At 67.1% G+C, this 19,546-nt stretch carries 20 protein-coding genes and 1 other RNA gene; 15 read left to right on the forward strand and 6 right to left on the reverse strand.

From position 1 onward, the window contains the following. Positions 1–131 precede the first annotated feature (131 nt). From AC1DHX_RS15105 to AC1DHX_RS15115, 3 genes are read left to right on the forward strand one after another with little or no spacing between them, the layout of a single operon-like run. Positions 132–1,049 carry an NAD(P)-dependent oxidoreductase gene (locus AC1DHX_RS15105; RefSeq protein ID WP_476900197.1) on the forward strand — a complete coding sequence of 306 codons (918 nt, stop codon included), beginning with the start codon at positions 132–134 and terminating at the stop codon, positions 1,047–1,049. A gap of 3 nt (positions 1,050–1,052) precedes the next feature. Beyond that, positions 1,053–1,823, forward strand: coding sequence for an SDR family oxidoreductase (locus AC1DHX_RS15110; protein ID WP_476858293.1), 771 nt, complete (start codon positions 1,053–1,055; stop codon positions 1,821–1,823). After that, positions 1,823–2,887: an L-idonate 5-dehydrogenase gene (locus AC1DHX_RS15115; RefSeq protein WP_476858294.1), complete on the forward strand. Its 1,065-nt coding sequence runs from the start codon at positions 1,823–1,825 to the stop codon at positions 2,885–2,887. The genes AC1DHX_RS15110 and AC1DHX_RS15115 overlap by 1 nt, the downstream gene beginning before the upstream one ends. A 38-nt stretch (positions 2,888–2,925) precedes the next feature. Here the strand turns inward: AC1DHX_RS15115 and AC1DHX_RS15120 are convergent, their stop codons facing one another. Next, complete coding sequence (locus AC1DHX_RS15120; protein WP_476858295.1) at positions 2,926–3,654, reverse strand: FadR/GntR family transcriptional regulator; 729 nt, start codon at positions 3,652–3,654, stop codon at positions 2,926–2,928. 276 nt (positions 3,655–3,930) lie between these two features. On the opposite strand from AC1DHX_RS15120, the gene gndA reads away from it, so the two are divergent. Both gndA and AC1DHX_RS15130 read left to right on the forward strand, forming a co-directional pair. Next, positions 3,931–5,367 carry an NADP-dependent phosphogluconate dehydrogenase gene (gndA, locus tag AC1DHX_RS15125; protein WP_476900193.1) on the forward strand — a complete coding sequence of 479 codons (1,437 nt, stop codon included), beginning with the start codon at positions 3,931–3,933 and terminating at the stop codon, positions 5,365–5,367. Between the two features lie 115 nt (positions 5,368–5,482). Then, positions 5,483–6,325 (forward strand): oxidoreductase, encoded by an 843-nt coding sequence (locus AC1DHX_RS15130; RefSeq protein ID WP_476858297.1) that lies wholly within the window; start codon positions 5,483–5,485, stop codon positions 6,323–6,325. Positions 6,326–6,370: 45 nt separating this feature from the next. On the opposite strand, the gene epsC is transcribed toward AC1DHX_RS15130, so the two are convergent. From epsC to msrA, 3 genes are all read right to left on the reverse strand, one after another. Further along, positions 6,371–6,955 (reverse strand): serine O-acetyltransferase EpsC, encoded by a 585-nt coding sequence (gene epsC / locus AC1DHX_RS15135; protein WP_018773413.1) that lies wholly within the window; start codon positions 6,953–6,955, stop codon positions 6,371–6,373. Positions 6,956–6,989: 34 nt separating this feature from the next. Then, positions 6,990–7,925 carry a cysteine synthase A gene (gene cysK, locus AC1DHX_RS15140; RefSeq protein WP_459385078.1) on the reverse strand — a complete coding sequence of 312 codons (936 nt, stop codon included), beginning with the start codon at positions 7,923–7,925 and terminating at the stop codon, positions 6,990–6,992. Between the two features lie 65 nt (positions 7,926–7,990). After that, positions 7,991–8,515 carry a peptide-methionine (S)-S-oxide reductase MsrA gene (gene msrA / locus AC1DHX_RS15145; RefSeq protein ID WP_476848984.1) on the reverse strand — a complete coding sequence of 175 codons (525 nt, stop codon included), beginning with the start codon at positions 8,513–8,515 and terminating at the stop codon, positions 7,991–7,993. 99 nt (positions 8,516–8,614) lie between these two features. Here msrA and AC1DHX_RS15150 point away from each other — a divergent pair, with 99 nt between their 5' ends. After that, entirely contained in the window at positions 8,615–9,538 is a 924-nt protein-coding gene (locus tag AC1DHX_RS15150) for a Nif3-like dinuclear metal center hexameric protein (protein ID WP_476858298.1), read from the forward strand. 123 nt (positions 9,539–9,661) lie between these two features. Beyond that, the gene (locus AC1DHX_RS15155) at positions 9,662–10,399 is read left to right on the forward strand and encodes a zinc ribbon domain-containing protein (RefSeq protein WP_243177190.1); all 738 of its coding nucleotides are present in this window, start codon (positions 9,662–9,664) and stop codon (positions 10,397–10,399) included. A gap of 15 nt (positions 10,400–10,414) precedes the next feature. Here the strand turns inward: AC1DHX_RS15155 and AC1DHX_RS15160 are convergent, their stop codons facing one another. After that, entirely contained in the window at positions 10,415–11,179 is a 765-nt protein-coding gene (locus AC1DHX_RS15160) for a YaaA family protein (RefSeq protein ID WP_476858299.1), read from the reverse strand. 62 nt (positions 11,180–11,241) lie between these two features. Next, on the reverse strand, positions 11,242–12,102 hold the full coding sequence (locus AC1DHX_RS15165; protein WP_476858300.1) for a slipin family protein: 861 nt from the start codon (positions 12,100–12,102) through the stop codon (positions 11,242–11,244). 112 nt (positions 12,103–12,214) lie between these two features. Here AC1DHX_RS15165 and rnpB point away from each other — a divergent pair. From rnpB to AC1DHX_RS15205, 8 genes are all read left to right on the forward strand, one after another. After that, positions 12,215–12,608: RNase P RNA component class A (gene rnpB, locus AC1DHX_RS15170), an RNA gene on the forward strand. Positions 12,609–12,783: 175 nt separating this feature from the next. Next, positions 12,784–14,424 (forward strand): GMC family oxidoreductase, encoded by a 1,641-nt coding sequence (locus tag AC1DHX_RS15175; RefSeq protein WP_476900198.1) that lies wholly within the window; start codon positions 12,784–12,786, stop codon positions 14,422–14,424. A gap of 229 nt (positions 14,425–14,653) precedes the next feature. Then, a complete protein-coding gene (locus tag AC1DHX_RS15180) occupies positions 14,654–16,144 on the forward strand; it encodes a glyceraldehyde-3-phosphate dehydrogenase (protein ID WP_476858301.1) in 1,491 nt (496 codons plus the stop codon). Positions 16,145–16,232: 88 nt separating this feature from the next. Next, the gene (locus AC1DHX_RS15185) at positions 16,233–16,442 is read left to right on the forward strand and encodes a hypothetical protein (protein WP_018773403.1); all 210 of its coding nucleotides are present in this window, start codon (positions 16,233–16,235) and stop codon (positions 16,440–16,442) included. 109 nt (positions 16,443–16,551) lie between these two features. Continuing rightward, positions 16,552–17,349, forward strand: coding sequence for an HNH endonuclease family protein (locus tag AC1DHX_RS15190; RefSeq protein WP_476858302.1), 798 nt, complete (start codon positions 16,552–16,554; stop codon positions 17,347–17,349). Positions 17,350–17,457: 108 nt separating this feature from the next. Next, positions 17,458–18,351 carry a polyphosphate kinase 2 gene (ppk2, locus tag AC1DHX_RS15195; RefSeq protein WP_476858303.1) on the forward strand — a complete coding sequence of 298 codons (894 nt, stop codon included), beginning with the start codon at positions 17,458–17,460 and terminating at the stop codon, positions 18,349–18,351. 8 nt (positions 18,352–18,359) lie between these two features. Then, positions 18,360–18,818, forward strand: coding sequence for a DUF1579 family protein (locus AC1DHX_RS15200; RefSeq protein ID WP_230011585.1), 459 nt, complete (start codon positions 18,360–18,362; stop codon positions 18,816–18,818). Positions 18,819–18,827: 9 nt separating this feature from the next. Beyond that, a complete protein-coding gene (locus AC1DHX_RS15205) occupies positions 18,828–19,529 on the forward strand; it encodes an alpha/beta fold hydrolase (protein WP_476848994.1) in 702 nt (233 codons plus the stop codon). Positions 19,530–19,546 lie beyond the last annotated feature (17 nt).

A 19,546-nucleotide genomic window follows, 5' to 3' on the forward strand; every position in this document is an offset into this window, starting at 1 on the left:
TCTTCATTCGGCTCCGGCTGAAGGAAACGCCCGTCTTCCAGGAACTGGAAAAGCACAAGAGCGTGGTCAAGAACCCCATCGGCCAGCTGTGGAAGCACTCGAAGAAGAACGTGTTGATCGGCCTCGGCCTGATGGGCGCGCCGATGGCCGCCAACCTCCTCGCGGCGGGATGGACCGTCACGGCCTGGAACCGTTCGCCGGCGGCGCTGGACGCCTTCGAGGCCTTGGGCGGCTCGCGCGTGGCCAGGGTCGAGGCGCTTCGAGACCAGCCAGTCATTGTCTTCATGCTGCCGGATCTGTCCGACATTGAGGATGCGAGTGCCGCGCTCCTGGCCGGCTGGACCGCCAGCCCGCCCGCGGCCGGAACCGCCGTCGTGGTGATGAGCAGCGTGTCGCCGTCCGGCGTGCGGGACTTCGGGGCCCGGGTCGCGGAGGCGAGCCGGGGCAATGCCGTCGTCGTCGATGCGCCGGTCAGCGGCGGCACCAAGGGCGCGGCGGACGGCACCCTTGCCATCATGGCGGGCGCCAGCGACGGCGACTTCCGCCGGCTCCTGCCGCTCTTTGGCGCGATGGGCAGCACCGTGCGGCGGCTGGGACCGCTGGGATCGGGGTCGCTCGCCAAGGCGTGCAACCAGCTGATCGTGGGAACCACGACGGCGGCGCTCGCCGAGGCCGCGGAACTCGCCGAACGCTCCGGCATGGAGGTGCCCGCCCTTTACGAGGTGCTCGCGGGCGGACTGGCGGGCAGCCGGGTCCTGGACATCGTGGGGCCACGGCTCGCCGCCAGGGACTACGAGCCCACCGGGCCCGCCAAGTTCATGCACAAGGACCTCTCCTTCGTGCTCGAGAGCGCCGCGGCCGCGGGTGCCGCAGTGCCGATGGCGGCCGCCGGCGCCGAGCTCTACGCTGCCCTGCTGCGCCAGGGGCTGGGGGACCGGGACCTCGCCGTCGTGCGGCAAACCATCGCCAATCTCAGCGACAACGCACGTGACAACCCCAGCGACAAGCCAACAGCCAACACAGCAGCAAAGACCAATGAGGATCAGTGAACCATGAGTGGACTTTTTGACCTGACCGGGCGTGTGGCCCTGGTGACCGGTTCGAGCCGGGGGATCGGCAACGCCCTGGCCCGGGCACTGGCCGACGCCGGCGCCACCGTGGTGCTCAACGGCATCAACCCCGAGCGGCTCAAGGCCGCCGAGGCCGCGATGGCCGCGGACTACGCGCCGGGCCGGGTGCACAGCTGCGCCTTCGACGTCACCAGCGACACCGGGGCCGCCCAGGGCATCGCCTGGGTGGAGGAGAACGTCGGCCCGCTGGACATCCTGGTCAACAACGCCGGCATCCAGCACCGGGTGCCGATGCTCGAGCTCGACGTGGCCGACTGGGAACGGGTCATCTCCACGGACCTGACCAGCGCGTTCCTGGTGGGGCGGGAAGCGGCCCGGCACATGATCCCGCGGGGCCGGGGCAAGATCATCAACATCTGCTCGGTCCAGACCGACCTCGCCCGGCCCACCATCGCGCCCTACATCGCGGCGAAGGGCGGCCTGCGGAACCTGACCCGGGCCATGACCGCGGAATGGGCCGCCTCGGGCCTGCAGATCAACGGGATCGCGCCGGGCTACATCCACACCGAGATGACCCAAAACCTCGTCGACGATGAGCAGTTCAACGCCTGGATCCTGGGCCGGACCCCCGCGCACCGCTGGGGGACCGTGCAGGACCTGGCCGGACCCGCCGTGTGGCTGGCCTCCGACGGGTCCGACTTCGTCAACGGCCAGACCATCTTCATCGACGGCGGAATGACGGTGGTGGTCTGATGGGCGGCGTGGCAGCACTTCCGGCCACGGCCGCGGCGGTGGTGGCCCACGCCGCGGGCGACCTGCGGATCGAGGACATCCCCGTGCCCGCGCCGGCGCCCGGTGAAGCCGTCATCGACGTGGCCTTCGGCGGCATCTGCGGCTCCGACCTGCACTACTGGCTGCACGGCGCCGCGGGCGAATCCGTCCTCAAGGCTCCCATGGTCCTGGGCCACGAGATCGTAGGGACTGTGATCCGCGCCGCCGCTGACGGCTCCGGGCCGGGGCCCGGCACGGCCGTCGCGGTGCATCCCGCCACGCCGGGCCCGGGCGGCGCCCGGTACCCGGCGGAGCGTCCGAATCTGTCGCCGGGCTGCACGTATCTGGGCAGCGCCGCACGCTTTCCCCACACCGACGGAGCGTTCAGCCGGTATGTGAACCTGCCGACCCGGATGCTCCGGCCGCTGCCGGCGGGGCTGGACCTGCGGACCGCGGCACTGGCGGAACCGGCCAGCGTCGCCTGGCACGCCGTGTCGCGCGCCGGCGACGTGGCGGGAAAGACGGCGCTGGTGATCGGCAGCGGTCCCATCGGTGCCCTGGCCGTGGCCGTGCTCAAACGCGCCGGCGCCGGCCGGATCGTGGCCGTGGACATGCACGAGCTGCCGCTGGAGATAGCCCGTGCTGCGGGGGCCGACGCGGTCCTCAAGGGGGACGACGCCGGGGCGATCGCCGCGGTTGAGGCGGACGTCGTCATCGAGTCCTCGGGCAGCCACCGGGGCCTGGCCTCGGCGATCACGGGCGCGGTCCGTGGCGGCAGGGTGGTGATGGTGGGGCTGCTGCTTTCGGGCCCGCAGCCGGTCCTGATCTCCCTGGCCATTACGCGCGAGTTGGAGCTGGTGGGCTCCTTCCGCTTCAATGACGAAATCGATGAGGTCATAGCGGCGCTCGCCGACGGCTCCCTGCGGGTGGACCCCGTGGTGACCCACACCTTTGGCCTGGACCGCGGACTGGAAGCGTTCGAAATCGCCAGGAACTCGGCTGTTTCGGGGAAGGTGTTGCTGGACTTCAGGCGGGCCCCTGCGTGAGGAGCGCCGCCGTCGGGCCCGGGACGGCCAGTGGCGGGTTAGTGGCGCTCGACCGGGACAAACACCCGTGGCTGGTTCTTCCAGCTCGGCTCCATCTCCGAGATGGTCTCGCGCATGATCCGGTTCGAGGCCTCGCGGGCGGCGGCGGCATTCCCGGCGGCGATGGCCTCGGCGACCTCCACGTGCCAGCGCAGCGCCGTCTCGCGCGGGTGGTCCGGCATCAGGCCGTGGATGGTGCGGCCGGTCAGCGTCTCGGTCACCTGGCCCACCATGTTGGCGAACATCTCGTTGCCCGAGCCGGTCAGCAGCAGGGAATGGAACAGGATGTCCAGCTCGAGGAACCGGGGCACGTCCCCGGCCTGCCCGGCGTCGCGCATGGCGTGCGAGATCTCCACGAGTTCGCGGCGGAGCTCCTCGGGGGCGTTGGCCGCGGCCAGTTCGGCGGCCACCGGCTCGACGGCGGTGCGGAGTTCGGCCAGGGAGCGCAGCTGGGCGCCGCGGCCTTCGCCGGCCAGCCGCCAGCGGATCACGAGCGGGTCGAAGGGGTTCCACCGGTTCGAGGGCAGCACCCGGATGCCGACGCGTTTGATGGTCTCCACCAGGCCCAGGGACTGGAGGACCCGGACCGCCTCCCGGACCACCGAGCGGGAGACCTTGAGTTCGTCCTCAAGGTGCTCGGCAAGCATGACGTGCCCGGCCGGAAGCTCGCCGGCCACGATCCGGGTCCCGAGGTGCTCAATGGCACGGTGGTGGAGGCTGGTTGACATAGTCGTAAGCATAATGCGGTGGGCCCGGTCCGGGCCGACCGGAGGGGCGGACGCCGGTGATCATAGACTGTTTATGACGCGCAGCATTCCGCTCCGTGGGCGCGGCTTTCCCGCGGCCCGCGGAAATACATATGGTTTAAGGACAGCCACAATCCTCAAGAGTGGGTTCCGCCCTCCGCGGCGCAACCTGCCGAGTCCTAGATGAACGTCTGAGACGAATCGCCGTACACGTGGTCTACAGAAATCATCGTGTACAAAAATGAATTGGAGTTTTTGATGTCAGCACACATCGGTGTTACCGGCCTCGCGGTGATGGGGGCCAACCTCGCACGCAACCTGGCCCGGAACGGCTTCACCGTTGCCCTGCACAACCGGTCCGTGGAAAAGACAGACACCCTGCTAGCCAAGTATGGCGATGAGGGCGACTTCATCCGCACCGAGACCCTCCAGGAACTCGTTGATTCGCTGGAGAAGCCGCGCCGCGTGCTGATCATGGTCAAGGCCGGCAAGCCGGTCGACTCCGTGATCGAGCAGCTCGAGCCGCTGCTGGAAGCGGGCGACATCATCATCGACGCCGGCAACTCGCACTATGAGGACACCCGCCGCCGCGAGGCTGCGCTCGCCAAGAAGGACCTGCACTTCGTCGGCATCGGTGTCTCCGGTGGCGAGGAGGGTGCCCTCAACGGTCCCTCAATCATGCCGGGCGGTTCCAAGGAGTCCTACGACGCCCTCGGCCCGCTGCTGGAAAAGATCGCCGCGCACGTGGACGGCCAGCCCTGCTGCGCCTGGATCGGCACCGACGGCGCCGGCCACTTCGTCAAGATGGTCCACAACGGCATCGAATACGCCGACATGCAGGTCATCGGCGAGGCCTTCGACCTCCTGCGCTCCGGCGCCGGGATCGAACCGGCCGAGCAGGCCAAGATCTTCGAAGAGTGGAACAAGGGCGACCTCGCCTCCTTCCTGATCGAAATCTCCGCCGAGGTCCTCGGCCACGTCGATGCGAAGACCGGCAAGCCGTTCGTCGACGTTGTGGTGGATGCCGCCGGCCAGAAGGGCACCGGCCGCTGGACGGTCATCTCCGCCCTTGAGCTCGGCTCCCCGACGTCGGGCATCGCCGAGTCCGTCTTCGCCCGGGCACTGTCCTCCCAGGCCGAGCAGCGCGTGCTGGCACAGGAGCTGCTGGCCGGCGGCGAGGCCGCCGTCGAGGTCCCCGAGAGCTTTGTCGAGGACGTCCGTCAGGCGCTCTACGCCTCCAAGCTGGTCTCCTATGCCCAGGGACTCGACATGCTCACCTCCGCGGCCAAGGAATACGGCTGGGACCTGAAGCTGGATGAAATCGCCTCGCTGTGGCGCGGCGGCTGCATCATCCGTGCGGAACTGCTCAAGGAAATCACCAAGGCCTACGCCGCTGCGGAGAAGCCGGCCAACCTGCTCTTCGCCCCGGCGTTCACCAAGGCGATCGCCGAAGTCCTCCCGGCCTGGCGCCGGGTGGYGTCCACCGCGGTGCAGCTCGGCATCCCGGTGCCGGTGTTCTCCTCCTCGCTGGCCTACTACGACGGMCTGCGCCGCAAGCGCCTSSCSGCMGCCGTCATCCAGGGMCAGCGCGACCTCTTCGGSGCGCACACCTACGGCCGCGTCGATGCCGAGGGCACGTTCCACACCCTCTGGGGCGAGGACAAGTCCGAGATCGAGGCAGTCGACACCCACTGACCCACCCCGTTCCGACGCGACGGCCGGTACTTTCCAGATACGCTGGGAGGCGCCGGCCGTCCGTGTTTCCGCACCGCTCCGACCCCAGGAGTTCAGCGCCCAAGGAGTTCAACTCATGCCCCAGCCCGTAGCGTTTGTCACCGGTGCCTCCACCGGCATCGGCTTCGAAACCGCGAAAAAGCTTGCCTCGGCCGGCTTCACCGTCTATGCCGGGGCCCGCCGGGTGGAGCTGATGGAGCCGCTGAAGGCATCCGGGGTCAAGGTGGTGGCACTGGACGTGACCGATGAGGCCTCGATGAGCGCCGCCGTCGGGGACGTGCTGGCCGCGCACGGCCGGATCGACGTCCTGGTCAACAACGCCGGCTACGGGACGTACGGTTCGCTCGAGGAGGTCGAGCTGGCTGAGGGCCGGCGGCAGTTCGACGTGAACGTCTTCGGTCTGGCGCGCATGACGCAGCTCGTGATCCCCGCCATGCGGGCCGCCGGTGCGGGCAGGATTATCAACATCTCATCGATCGGCGGCAAGATGTACGAGCCGTTGGGCGCCTGGTACCACGCGACCAAGTTCGCCGTGGAGGGCCTGAGCGATTCGCTGCGGCTCGAGCTCAAGCCGCACGGTATTGATGTGGCCGTCATCGAGCCGGCCGGGACGCAGTCCGAGTGGGGCGCCATTGCGGCGCAGGGGCTGCTGGCCAGCTCCGGAAACGGCCCTTATGCGGCCCAGGCCAAGGTGGTGGCGGCGGCGCTGGGCACCACGGACAACCCCGCAACGTCGTCGCGGCCCGAGCTCGTGGCCGAGGCGATCCTGCACGCAGCGACCGCCCGGCGGCCCAGGACCCGCTACCCGGTGGGTGCCAGCGCCCGCGGGATCCTGCTGCTGCGCCACCTGTTGCCGGACCGGGCGTTCGACGCCGTCCTGTGGAACATCTACAAGAGGTTCCCGGGTAGGGCTGCCTAGATACGGTTCCGCCCGGTTCCGCCGGGAGCCGGTCCAGAGCCCGGTCTAGATCCGGTATTCGATCAGGTACTCGGCCGGGTCGACGGCGGGCTTCGTCTCGCGCTGCGCGTCGCGGTGCCGCCAGGTGGCCGGCACGCCGGTGACGATTGATTCGGCCGGAGCGTCCTTGACCACCACGGCGTTGGCGCCGACGGCGCTGTCCCGGCCGATGGTGATGGGGCCCAGGATCTTGGCGCCCGCGCCGATCACCACACGGTCCTCGATGGTGGGGTGGCGTTTGATCTTGGCGAGCGAGCGGCCGCCGAGGGTCACGCCGTGGTAGATCATGACGTCCTCGCCGATCTCGGCCGTCTCGCCGATGACCACACCCATGCCGTGGTCGATGAAGAAGCGCCGGCCGATCGTCGCGCCGGGGTGGATCTCGATGCCGGTCAGGAACCGGGCGAGCTGGGAGATCAGCCGCGCCGGGAACCGCAGCGCCGGGTTTTGCCACAGCCGGTGCGTCAGGCGGTGGAACCAGATCGCGTGCAGGCCGGAATAGGCGAAGAAGTTCTCAAAAGAACCTCGAGCCGCCGGGTCGTGGGACCGGGCGGCGTCGAGGTCTTCCTTCAGTCTTGCGAAGAAGCTCACAAAGACCTTTCTGGGCAATCGTGGGTCAGCGGACTTAGCCGCGGATGTCGTCGTACAGCACGGTGGAGATGTAGCGCTCACCAAAGTCGCAAACCACAGCAACAATGAGTTTACCGGCGTTCTCCGGACGCTTGGCGAGCTCCAGGGCCGCCCAGACGATGGCGCCGGAGGAGATGCCGCCCAGGATGCCTTCCTTGATGCCGAGTTCGCGCGCCACCCGGACGGAATCTTCCAGCGTGGCGTCGATGACCTCGTCGTAGACGTTAGTGTCCAGGATGTCGGGGACGAAGTTCGCGCCGAGGCCCTGGATCTTGTGCGGGCCCGGGGCGCCGCCGTTGAGGATGGCGGAGTCCTTCGGCTCGACGGCCACGATCTGGACCTCCGGCTTGCGTTCCTTCAGGACCTGTCCGACGCCGGTGACGGTGCCGCCGGTGCCGACGCCGGCGACGAAGATGTCCACCTTGCCGTTGGTGTCGGCCCAGACTTCCTCGGCCGTCGTGCGGCGGTGGATCTCCGGGTTGGCCTCATTGGCGAACTGCTGGGCCCAGATGGAGTTCTCCGTGTTGGCCACGATCTCCTGGGCTTTCTCCACGGCGCCGCGCATGCCCTCGGAACCGGGGGTCAGGACAATCTCGGCGCCGTACGCGCGCAGCATGACCCGGCGCTCGGTGGACATGGTTTCCGGCATGGTCAGGATGACCTTGTAGCCGCGGGCCGCGCCCACCATGGCCAGCGCGATTCCGGTGTTGCCGGACGTGCCTTCGACGATGGTGCCGCCGGGCTTGAGTGCACCGGACTTCTCGGCAGCGTCAACAATCGCGACGCCGATCCGGTCCTTGACGCTGTTGGCCGGGTTGTAGAACTCCAGCTTGACGGCCACGGTGGCGTCAAGGCCTTCGGTCAGCCGGTTCAGACGGACCAGCGGAGTTCCGCCTACCAGCTGGGTTACATCGTCATAGATCGGTGCCATGTATGTATGCCTGTCTTTGAAGAGGGTTGACTGAGGTCAGCCTAACGAGCGCCTACAGGCCCTAGCTAAGCATTAAGCCATGCAGAGTAATATTTCCTCGCCTTGGCCAGCTTGGGGTTAATGATGACCTGGCAGTAGCCCTGCTCCGGGTATTTGGCGAAGTAGTCCTGGTGGATTTCCTCGGCCACATGGAACTGGGGCAGCCGGCTGACCTCGGTGACGATCGGGTGCCGCCACAGGGCCTGGTTCCGCTCGATCGCCTCCTCGAACAGGATCTTTTCCTCGGTGGTCTCGTAGAACATCGAGGAACGGTACTGGGTTCCGACGTCGTAGCCCTGCCGGTTCAGCGTCGTGGGGTCGTGGAGGGCGAAGAACATGTCCAGGATGACCTCGGCGGGAATGACGTCCTCGTCGAACGTCACTGCCACCACCTCGGCGTGGCCTGTGGTCCCGGAACACACAGAGTAGTAGTCGGGGCTGCGGTCATGGCCTCCGGTGTAGCCCGACACGACCGAGCTGACGCCCTTGGTTTTCTGGTAGACGGCGTCGAGGCACCAGAAGCAGCCTCCGCCGAGGACAAAAGTTCTCATGATCTCTTCAATGGTTCGAGGGCCCCGATGATTCCCCACCCACCTTACGAGAGTGTTACGAGTGACCGGGCCGCCCGCGGATAGGGTAAAAATGGGGGTATGGAACCTGTGAACACCGATGTTTCAGCGGAATCCGACCGCCCTGCTGCCGCCGTCGACGCCGGTACCGGCACCGGGGAGGACACCGGCGCCGCGACGCTGGGCCTGATCCAGCTGGCGGTGGAGGAGCTCTGGCCCGAATCCCTGGCCGAGGACTGGGACGAGGTGGGTCTGGTGGCCGGCCACCCGAACGCCGAGGTGCACCGGGTCATGTTCGCGGTCGATCCGACAATTGACGTGATCGAGGAAGCGATCGACTTCGGTGCCGAGCTGCTCATCACGCACCATCCGCTGCTGCTCAAGGGCGTGACGTCCGTGGCCGCGAATACGGCCAAGGGCAAGGCCGTGCACCGCCTCATCGAGTCCGGGACCGCGCTGCTGACCGTGCACACCAACGGTGACTCCGCCGTCGGGGGCGTTTCCGACGTCCTGGCCGACGCGCTGGGCCTGCAGAACGTGGCCCCGCTGACGCCGGCCGCGAACGGGCTCCCCGAGGAAGGCATCGGCCGTGTCGGTGACCTCGACGAGGTCCTGACGCTGGGTGATTTCGCGGCCCGCGTGTACGGCATCCTGCCCTCTGTGGCCGGCGGCGTGCGTGTCTCGGGGGACCGGGACGGGCTGATCCGGCGGGTGGCTGTCTGCGGCGGCGCCGGCGATTCCCTCTTCGGTGAGGTGCGGGCGAGCAACGCGGACGTCTACGTCACGGCGGACCTGCGGCACCACCCGGCATCCGAAGCCCGGGAGGCGGCGGTCAACGACCGGCCGTACCTGATCGACGTTTCCCACTTCGCCAGCGAATGGCTGTGGCTGCCTGCGGCCGCCGAAGCGCTGGGCAATGTGCTCACCGACCAGGGCCACGACGTCGAGATCCGGGTCAGCACCACCAACAGCGACCCGTGGGACTTCATTCTGACTCCGGGCTAAGCCTGGCGTGCGAGGGGCCCCGGGTTAGCGTAGCGAGGCCGGGGAGTACGCTAGGCGCTAGAGTCTAAGGAGCGCCGGGACGGTGCCCGGCTTCGGCCGGATTGGATTTAGCGGAGGTAAATAGTGGCCAAGGCAGCACCGGCGGAACAGTTGAAGTTGCTCGAATTGCAGGGACTCGATGCCAAGCTCAAGTCCTTGTCCAACCGCCGGCGAAGCCTTGAAAGCGATTCCCGCATCACGGACCTGGAAGCCGCCCTCAGCGTGGCCAACGGTGAGCTCGGTGCCGCGAAGGTGGCCGTCCACGATGCTGAACTGGAGCTCAAACGCTCAGAGGCCGACGTCGAGCAGGTCGCCTCCCGGATCGAACGCGACGAGGCCAGGCTCAACAGCGGCACGGGGCTGTCCAAGGACCTCGTCGCCCTGCAGCGGGACCTCGTCTCCCTGAACAAGCGCCGCTCGGACCTCGAGGACGTGGAGCTCGAAGTCCTCGAACGGCTCGACTCGCTCCGCGCCCGCCAGGCGGCCCAACAGCAGATTGTCGACGACATCCAGGGCTCCTTCGGCTCCATCCGTGCCGAGCTGGACGAGCAGCTGGCCGAGATCGCCGCCGAAGCCACGGTGGTGCGCGGGCAGCGTGCCGAGTTCGCCGCCGGACTCGACGCCGGAATGCTCGCCGTCTACGAGAAAACCCTGGCCAAGCGTGGCGTCGGCGCTGCCCGGCTCTTCCACGGCACCTCGGAAGGCTCCGGCATGCACCTGAGCCCGGGCGACCTGGCCGAGATCAAGGCCGCAGCCGAGGACGACATCGTGTTCTGCCCGGACTCCGGCTGCATCCTGGTGCGCTCGTCCGAGTGGGCCTAAGCACCCGCCTGCGCGTCAGTTCGGCAGGATGATGTTCAGGGTGTGCGGCTTCCGGGCCGTGCCCTCAACGAGTTCGGCAACCCACTTCTCCGCCGCCGCCTTCTGCAGCTGTGCGGGGGTTTGGGGCGCCTTGCCCCGGCGGCTGAGCAAATGCCGTGCCAGTTCGCCCCGGGTGTGCTTGGCAAAGTGGCTGACCACCTTGCGCACGCCGGCGGTCTTGGTGAAGACGTTCACGGCCACCGTCTGTTCCGGCGGGGGAGTCCAGGCCGCGGCGTAGGTGCTGGACCGGCAATCCACTAACAGCTCACCCGTAGTGGTCGCCGCCAGTGCGTCGTTCAGTTGAGGCTTCCAGAATGAGGCGAGCCGTCCGACGTCGGGCAGCGAAGTCCCCATCGACAGCCTGTAGGCGGGCACGCGGTCGGCGAAGCGGATGGCGCCCCACAGGGCGGAGACCACCAGCACCGATTCGTCGGCCTTCCTCCGCTGCGCCGGGGTCAGCGTGTTGTAGCCGAGGGCGTCAAAGAGCACCCCGGAATACACCTGGTGGGCCGGGGCGGCAGGTTCCGCGTGCAGCCGTGTATTGCGTTCGACGTCGGCGCTCAGTGAAGCGCCGACGCCCAGCAGCGCCAGCGCGTCCTCGTGGGCGCTGACGGTGCCGAGCGCCTCCAGGACCTTGGCGCGGGAGCTGTTGAGGGCGGGAAAGCTCAAGGCGCCCCAGTCGGCGGCGTCTCCGCGCACAGCGGGAGTCTTGCCCTCGGAGGGCGGCAACAGAATTAGCACCGTACGATCCTACTGGCGGCGCGTGCCGTGGGTTCCGCGATAATTAGGTCTGGCGGTCGGGGCTACGCGGCCTTGATCGGTGGTGCCGGCGTCGTTGTCGGTGCCTCTGGCGTCGCCGTCGCCGTCATCGCCGTCATCGCCGTCTTGGCCACATGGTCCTCGCGTGCCAGGAAAGCGGCCAGTTCGGCGATGGTGCTCATCAGGGGCGCCGGGAAGACGACGGTTGAGTTCTTGTCCACCCCGATCTCCACAAGGGACTGAAGATTCCGCAACTGCAGGGCGACCGGGTGGGCCATCATCGTGTCAGATGCCGCGCCGAGCGCCACGGCGGCGATCGCCTCTCCTTCGGCCGAAATGATCTTGGCCCGCTTCTCCCTCTCGGCCTCCGCCTGCCGGGCCATCGCCCGCTTCATGCTCTCCGGGAGCTGGATGTCCTTGAGCTCGACGAGCGTCACTTCGACACCCCATTCCAGGGTCATCGCGTCCAGAATTATCCGAATGTCGCTGTTGATGCGCTCAGTCTCCGACAGCGTCTGGTCCAGGCTGTGGCGGCCGACCACTTTCCGCAGGGTGGTCTGGGCGATCTGGTTGATGGCCGCGGCCACGTCTTCGATCGCCACGACGGACTTCACGGAGTCGATCACCCGGTAGTACGCCACTGCCGAGATATCGACGCTGACGTTGTCCTGGGTGATGATGCCCTGTGACTGGATCGGCATTGTCACGATCCGCAGGCTCACAAGCTGAAGCCGGTCCACCACCGGGATGATGAACCGCAGGCCGGGCATCCGTACCGCGACCACYCGGCCCAGGCGGAACAGGACGCCCTGTTCGTACTGGCGCACAATCTTGATCGACATCTTGGCGAGAATAGCCACCAGGACGATGGCCAACAGCCAGATGATGATGGCGGTCCAGTTCATCGGGATCACTCTTCCTTTACTAGCAGGAACCCTGCTTAAATTCTCCCACCGGCAGCCCCGAAAGGCTGCGGTGCGGCTGTGCCGGCCGGGAGAACGTAGAATGGACAGCGGATGGGTTGACCAGGCGGCCGCGCGTCACGCAAGTGGCTCGAGGAACGTCCGGGCTCCGCAGAGCAGGGTGGTGGGTAACGCCCACTCGGGGTAACCCGCAGGCCAGTGCCACAGAGAACAGACCGCCTGCATGCGGCGTGTGCGTGCACAGGCCACAGGGCAGGTAAGGGTGAAACGGTGGTGTAAGAGACCACCAGCTTCCCGGGTGACCGGGAAGGCTAGGTAAACCCCACCCGGAGCAAGGCCAGACAGGACACGTTTGAGGGCTGCTCGCCCGAGTGTTCGGGTAGGCCGCTGGAGGGCGTCGGCAACGGCGTCCGTAGATGGATGGCCGCTACTCCCGCGCCGGCAACAGCGCGGGAACACAGAACCCGGCGTATCGGTCAACCCATCCACCCACTTGGCCCGGTCCGTTCCGCCGTGTGCCGCCTACCGGCGGCTGTGCACGCCAGCCCCGGATGCTTGACATCATGGCCGCGGAACTAACACACTTCAATCAACGCTTCAAGGAGCGGTAGCTTCGGCGATGGTTGAGGAGTCATAGTGCCGGACGATGCTGAGTACGACTATGTGATCGCCGGGGGTGGTACCGGCGGCAGCGTTCTGGCTGGCAGATTGAGTGAAGACCCCTCAGTCCGTGTGCTTCTGCTCGAGGCGGGCAGGTCCGACCGCCATCCCTTCATCCATATGCCCGCGGGCTTCCCGAGATTGAAGGGAGGACCGTACCAGTGGGCGTATAGCAGTGTTCCGCAAAAGCACAGCAACGGCCGGAGCATCCCGCTCCCTCAAGGCCGCGGGCTYGGYGGCGGSGGSTCCATCAACTCCCAGGTCTTCACCCGGGGAGTGGCTGGGGACTACGACGGGTGGGCCGGGGACTATGGATGTGAGGGCTGGTCCGCCGCCGAGGTGTCCAAGTATTTCATTCGCTCGGAGTCAAACACCAGGCTCTCCGGACCCCACCATGGAACCACCGGGCCGCTCGGCGTCTCTGACCTCCGGCGTCCGCACACGCTCTCGGCGGCATTCGTGCAGGCGGGCCAGGAGTTCGGGCTGCCCTACAACAGCGATTTTAATGGGGCGAAGCAGTTGGGCGTTGGCTTCTACCAGACCACCACCAGGAATGGGCGCCGGTGCAGCGCAGCCGTCGCGTATCTGAAACCCGCGCGCAGGCGGCCCAATCTCACTGTCCGCGTCAACGTGACCGTCTCCAAGGTGGTCATCAAGAATGGCCGCGCCGTCGGCATCCAGGCGATTGAAGGCGGAGTCGCGCGAACCTACGGTGCCCGGCGCGAGGTGCTGATCGCCAGCGGCGCGTTTGGCTCGCCCAAGTTGCTGCAGCTTTCAGGCATCGGCGACCCGGCAGACCTTGCTGCCGCCGGCATCGACGTGATCCACGCCCTGCCCGGGGTCGGGAAGAACCTGCAGGACCACCTTGACCTGGACATCATTTACGAACTCACCGATGACCACAGCCTGGACCGGTTCAATCGGGTGCGCCCGGCGACAATGCTGGCGGGCCTCGAGTATCTGGCTTTCCGCTCGGGACCGTTCGCGTCCAACCTCGTCGAGGCCGGTGGCTTCAGCTACGCCAACACAGATGAGAAGACCCCGGACCTGCAGTTCCACTTCCTGCCCGCGGCGAGGTCGGAGCCGGGCATTGCGTCGCTGCGGCCCGGATTCGGGGCGACGCTCAACTCGTACTTCCTGCGCCCCCGCAGCCGGGGGACAGTTCGCGTCGCGTCCTCAGATCCCACAATGACACCGCTCATCGATCCGAATTTCCTGGCGGATGACTACGATCTGGAGATGACGATCGCCGGGGTGCAGCAGAGCCGGCAGATCATGGAGCAGTCATCGATGGCGGCGTTCATTCAGAAGGAGCACATCGGCGACGGCTCCCGGGTGGCAACCCGCGACCAGTACGTGAATTTCGTGCGCTCCTACGGGCGGACCTCGTACCACCCGGTCGGCACTTGCGCCATGGGTACCACCGATGATTCCGTTGTCTCCCCGCGGCTGAAGGTCCACGGGCTGGAGGGATTGCGGGTCGTTGACTCCTCGATCATGCCCCGGCTGGTCAGTGCCAACACCCAGGCACCCACCATCATGATCGCGGAAAAGGCCGTCGACATGATCCTTGAGGACGCAGCGGGGCTGACGCCCGGCGCGGATGGTTTTGCCGACTTCGACGTGGCCCCGGACAGTGTGTGAGTCAATTCACGCGCAACAGGCACCCGACCCTGCCTGGCCGCCCGTAGAATTGATGGTGAACGTAGAAGTTCTGCCGCCGGGTCTGCGTTCGCAGCCGGCGGTTTTTCTTTGCGCTCGATGAGGCGCCCGGGGTGGACYGAATCCCCGCCGGTGCCCGGTACCGGACACCCTCCGGCGGCCGACTTCCCCCTACGAGGACGTAGGGGGTGGATTCTAGGAAGGTAGTTCTGTGAGCCAGACGTCAGATTCTTGTCTTGATACGTGGATGGGCCGTGAGGCACTCGCCGAGGCGATGATCCCCGTGATCGGCCGGCTGTACCGCGAGAACAACGTGGTGACCTCCATCCACGGACGCAGCCTGATCAACAAGTCCACCATGAATATCCTCAAGGCCCACCGCTTCGCCCGCCGGATGAGCAAGGAAGAACTGCGCCTTGAGGAGACGGCCCCGCTGCTGGAGGCCCTGACCAAGCTGGACCTCGGCGCCGCGGCGATCGACATTGCCCGCCTCACCGAGAAATACCGCGCCGAGGGCGACGGCGCCAGCCTGGATGAGTTCCTCCGCGCCGAACTCGCCGAGGTTGTCGGCAAGCGCGGCGGCGACGACCGCACCAGCACCGATGTCGTCCTCTATGGCTTCGGCCGCATCGGCCGGCTCCTGGCCCGGCTCCTGATCGAAAAGGCAGGCGGCGGCCACGGCCTGCGCCTGCGTGCCATCGTGGTCCGCCGCGGTTCAGACAACGACCTCAGCAAGCGCGCGAGCCTGCTGCGCCGCGACTCCGTCCACGGCTCCTTCGAAGGCACCATCAAGGTTGACCTCGAAAACGACACCATCACGGCCAACGGCGTCCAGATCCAGGTCATCTACTCGGACAACCCCTCCACAGTGGACTACACCGCCTACGGCATCCACGATGCGCTCGTCGTGGACAACACGGGCCGCTGGCGCGACGCCGAGGGCCTGTCCCAGCACCTGTTGAGCAAGGGTGTTGCCCGCGTTCTCCTCACCGCACCGGGCAAGGGCGAGTTGAAGAACATCGTGCACGGCATCAACCACGGCACCATCGACGACTCGGACACGATCGTCTCGGCGGCGTCCTGCACCACGAACGCCATCACCCCTGTGCTTAAGGCGATCAACGACCGCTACGGCGTGGTGCACGGCCACGTGGAGACGGTCCACTCCTTCACGAACGACCAGAACCTGATCGACAACTTCCACAAGGGCGACCGCCGTGGACGCTCTGCCGCGCTGAACATGGTGATCACCGAGACCGGTGCCGCCAAGGCCGTGGCCAAGGCCCTGCCGGAACTGCTCGGCAAGCTCACGGGCAGCTCCATCCGCGTCCCCACCCCGGACGTCTCGCTGGCCATCCTGAACCTGAACCTGGAGAACGGCACCACCAAGGACGAGGTCAACGACTACCTGCGGGAAATGTCGCTGCACTCCGAGCTGCGCAAGCAGATCGATTACATCGATTCGCCCGAGGTTGTCTCCACGGACTTCGTCGGCTCACGCCGGGCAGGCATCGTCGACGGCCTGGCCACCATCTCCAACGAGAAGAATCTCGTCCTGTACGTCTGGTACGACAACGAGTTCGGCTACAGCTGCCAGGTGGTCCGCGTCATGGAGGAAATGGCCGGGGTCAACCCGCCGTCCTTCCCCGCCAAGGACGCTGCGTCCATCCTCGAGGCCGCAGGGCTGCCCGTCGAGGTCTAGTCAGGGCGAATGTCCCTGACCGGGACATGTTCCTCCTTTCCCGGCCGATGCACTGGAATCGGCCGGGAAAGGGAACCACAATGGAGCCATGGAACCGAACCCGGCTGTTGAACACGAGACCACCCTGGAACACGCGCTGGACGTCGCGCGGAGCAACGCGAAAGAAGCGAAGCGGCTGCTGGACGACGCCCTCGTCAAACGCCAGTCCGGTGAAGTCAACGACGATCGGGTGACCCAGCTCCAGGGCCTGCTGGATCTTGCCAACGAAGACCTGAAACGGGTCACACGGGAGCAATAGGCCCCCGCGTTCCGCCACCGGTCCCCAACACTGTGGACAACCGCCCGAGTGGCATGGCGTCCGCATAGGCTCAGGGCGTGCAGCCAGAACGCCGCGAGCGGCCGCCCACATGACCGTCACCTGGATGGATTTCCGCCGCGCCCGCCGCCACTCCCGCCAGGCCTGGATTCTCCTGGCCGCGGCCGGCCTGGCCGTCCTGGGCGGTCTGGTCTGGTTCTTCACGGCTGGCCAGTTTGCCGCCGCGGAGCCGCAAATCGCCGGCCCCCGCGAGGCCCCCGTCATTGCCCGAGGGTGGATGAACGCGGTGGACGCCGTCCGGGCCGTGCCGCAGGGAAGCGCTGCCGGCGTGCTCGACACCCTCGCGGTCAAGGGACGGTCGGCGAAGAACAACTATGACCGGGGCGCCTTCGGCCAGGCGTGGCTCGACGTCGACCGCAACGGCTGCGATACGCGCAACGACATCCTCCGCCGCGACCTGGCGGCCGCCGAATTCGTCAGTGGCTCCCGCTGCCAGGTGGCCGGCGGCACGTTCCAGGAACCGTACACCGGCCGCATGATCGTGTTCCGGCGCGGCGCCGAAACCAGTGCTGCGGTGCAGATCGACCACGTCGTGGCGCTGGGGGACGCGTGGCAAAAGGGCGCCCAACAGCTCACCTCGCAGCAGCGTGAACACCTGGCCAACGATCCGCTCAACCTGATCGCCGTCGACGGTCCCGCCAACCAGGACAAGAGTGCCTCCGACGCCGCCACCTGGCTGCCGCCAAACAAGGCTTTCCGCTGCCACTACGTCGCCCGCCAAATTTCGGTTAAGGCGGCCTACCGGCTGTGGGTTACTGCGGCAGAGAAGGAGGCGATGAAACGGATCCTGTCCTCGTGCCCAGCGCAACAGACGATCGTGCCGCGCTGACGCGCCCGTCCCGGCTTCGGGCTGGAGGACCCTTGCAGCCGTTCTGATGCACGGCGAGAATGGGCGCGGCGGGACAAACCGCGCGCCCCAAATGCTGGAACGGAAACCATGGCACATCGCACGGACAAATCAGGCAAGGGGCACGCCGGCCACAAGAAGGGCTCCGCACGGCGGCCGGCCCGGCTCGATGCCGGAATCTACGAGGCCGAACTTCTGCGGCTCCAGGCGGAACTGGTTGCCCTCCAGGAGTGGGTCCGGAGCACCGGGGCGCGGGTCCTCATCATCTTCGAGGGGCGGGATGCAGCCGGCAAGGGGAGTGCGATCAAGCGGGTCACCGAGTACCTGAATCCGCGGTTTGCCCGGATAGTCGCATTGCCGGCGCCGACTGAGCGCGAACGCGGTGAATGGTACTTCCAGCGCTATGTGGCGCATCTGCCGGCCGCCGGGGAAATCGTCCTGATGGACCGCTCCTGGTACAACCGCGCCGGCGTCGAACACGTGATGGGCTTTTGCACCCCGGCGGAGCACAAACGCTTCATGGCCCAGTGCCCGGTTTTTGAACGGCTCCTCATCCAGGACGGCATCCTCTTCTTCAAGTACTGGTTCTCGATCAGCCATGGGGAACAGGAGCGGCGGTTCAAATCCCGGATGGATGATCCCATGCGGCAATGGAAGCTCTCGCCGATGGACCGGGAGGCAATCCTGCGCTGGGAAGACTACTCAAGGGCCAAAGACGACATGTTCGTACAGACAGACACCGCGGAATCTCCCTGGTACGTGGTGGAAGCCGAAGACAAACGCCGGGCAAGGATCAACCTCATCGCCCACCTGCTCTCCAGCATCGACTACACCGAAGTACGGACAGAACAGGTGACCTTGCCGGAGCGGCCGAAGGCCGTCAACTACACGCGCCCGCCGCGGGAACTGTTCCGCTACGTCCCGGACTTCGCGGCGAGCCTCGAAAGGCCGGCCAGGACTGAGCAGGATCGATTGGCTCAGTAGACTGCAGCATGGACATTGTGAAATACGTGACACCGTTCCTTGGCGCCTGGCAGGGACAAAACCGCTTGCGGCTCATGCCCACGGACGACTACAAGGCTTCGGCGGCCACCGCCACGGTGACGGTGACCGCCGCACACTTCGCGAGTGTCGCCTACACCTGGTCAGACGGTGAGAGCCCGCAGGAAGGCCTCCTGATCCTGGCCGGCGGCGCGTCCGGCGCGGATCCCGCCACCGCTGTGTGGCTGGACTCCTGGCACACGGGCAAGGCGCTGATGCAGTTCTCCGGCACTGTGGGCGGCGACGGTGTCCTCCGGCTCAACGGCTCCTATGCGGCGCCGACCGGCCCGGACTGGGGCTGGCAGATCCACCTGCACCCGGCGGACGGCTCGGGCGGACGCATCACCATGCACAACCTGGTCCCGGGCGAGGACCCATATCAGGTGGTGGAGCTGGTACTCGACCGGTAGGGTACCGGCATGGACATCATCCTCGTACCCGGATTCTGGTTGGACGCCTCGTCGTGGGCGGACGTCACCCCGCCGCTGACCGCGGCCGGGCACAAGGTCCATCCGTTGACCCTGCCGGGCCTGGAGTCGGCGGATGCGCCGCGCGCCGGGATCGGCCTGCGCACCCACATCGACGCCGTCGTGGCGAAGATCGATTCCTTCGACGCGCCGGTGGTCCTGGTGGGCCACTCCGGCGGCGGGGCCATCATCCACGGCGCCGTCGACGCCCGCCCGGACCGGGTGGCCCGGGCTGTCTACGTGGACAGCGGACCGCTGGGGGAGGGCGGGGTCATCAATGACGAGCTCCCGGCCGACGGCGACGAGGTGCCGCTGCCGCCGTGGGAGCTCTTCGAGGACCAGGACCTCACCGACCTGACCGACGAGCTGCGCGCCATGTTCCGTGCCCGTGCCATCCCGCAGCCCCGCGGCGTGGCCCAGGACCGGCAGCAGCTCTCGGATGAACGCCGCTTCGAGGTTCCGGTCACCATCATCGCCTGCGAATTCCCGTCCTCGATGCTGACGGAAATGGTTGCCGGYGGCCACCCGTTCGTGGCGGAGCTCGGACGGATCCGCCAGGTCGACTATGTGGACCTGCCTACCGGACACTGGCCGCAGTTCACCAGGCCGGCCGAGCTCGGCGCCGCGATCCTGGCCGCCGTCGACCGCACCTAAAGGAACCGGCTGGCCGG

The sequence above is a fragment of the Arthrobacter sp. 05N33_2 genome (assembly GCF_056397425.1).

Coding starts and splice junctions, on each gene's coding strand:
- AC1DHX_RS15110 (WP_476858293.1), top strand. CDS start 1,053: ATGAGTGGACTTTTTGACCTGACCGGGCGTGTGGCCCTGGTGACCGGT.
- msrA (WP_476848984.1), bottom strand. CDS start 8,515: ATGAGAACTTTTGTCCTCGGCGGAGGCTGCTTCTGGTGCCTCGACGCC.
- AC1DHX_RS15190 (WP_476858302.1), top strand. CDS start 16,552: ATGACCGTCACCTGGATGGATTTCCGCCGCGCCCGCCGCCACTCCCGC.
- ppk2 (WP_476858303.1), top strand. CDS start 17,458: ATGGCACATCGCACGGACAAATCAGGCAAGGGGCACGCCGGCCACAAG.
- AC1DHX_RS15150 (WP_476858298.1), top strand. CDS start 8,615: ATGGAACCTGTGAACACCGATGTTTCAGCGGAATCCGACCGCCCTGCT.
- AC1DHX_RS15105 (WP_476900197.1), top strand. CDS start 132: ATGGGCGCGCCGATGGCCGCCAACCTCCTCGCGGCGGGATGGACCGTC.
- AC1DHX_RS15130 (WP_476858297.1), top strand. CDS start 5,483: ATGCCCCAGCCCGTAGCGTTTGTCACCGGTGCCTCCACCGGCATCGGC.
- AC1DHX_RS15200 (WP_230011585.1), top strand. CDS start 18,360: ATGGACATTGTGAAATACGTGACACCGTTCCTTGGCGCCTGGCAGGGA.
- AC1DHX_RS15115 (WP_476858294.1), top strand. CDS start 1,823: ATGGGCGGCGTGGCAGCACTTCCGGCCACGGCCGCGGCGGTGGTGGCC.
- AC1DHX_RS15120 (WP_476858295.1), bottom strand. CDS start 3,654: ATGTCAACCAGCCTCCACCACCGTGCCATTGAGCACCTCGGGACCCGG.
- cysK (WP_459385078.1), bottom strand. CDS start 7,925: ATGGCACCGATCTATGACGATGTAACCCAGCTGGTAGGCGGAACTCCG.
- AC1DHX_RS15185 (WP_018773403.1), top strand. CDS start 16,233: ATGGAACCGAACCCGGCTGTTGAACACGAGACCACCCTGGAACACGCG.